Source organism: Leyella stercorea (assembly GCF_021531655.1).
The window spans coordinates 1-346 of the sequence record NZ_JADYUF010000128.1 but is presented as its reverse complement, the minus strand read 5'-3'; the positions used below and the strand labels follow the sequence as shown (position 1 = coordinate 346).

Annotated in this window: 1 protein-coding gene; it reads right to left on the bottom strand. The window is 40.5% G+C overall.

Annotated features, from left to right (window positions below; all coding sequences use genetic code 11):
* Positions 1–324, bottom strand: a 324-nt coding sequence (locus I6E49_RS14320) for a helix-turn-helix domain-containing protein (protein WP_235403151.1), incomplete at its 3' end; no start/stop codon positions are given.
* Positions 325–346 lie beyond the last annotated feature (22 nt).

Sequence of the window (346 nt, the reverse complement as noted above, 5' to 3'; positions counted from 1 at the left end):
TGCTTTGGACACGCTTTGACGGTCTTCCTCAATTGCCTTGCGGACTGCTTCTTCATCAGAACAATCCATAATAGGCTTTCGACCCTGACCAGGACGTGTCTCCAAACCTTTGATTCCATTTTCTTCATAACGTTTTACCCATGCGTAGACAGTAGGTACAGTCACCTCAAGCATTTCTGCTATTTGGGGAGCTGATTTACCTTCTGACTTCAGCAATATGGATTTGCATCTGATACGAAAACAATGAGTAGGCCCTTTATGATAGCCTTTCTCTAATTTGAGGCGATCATCCTCTGATAATTCAAGTACTTTTATTGGTTTCATAATTTACTTTTTCTATAAAACG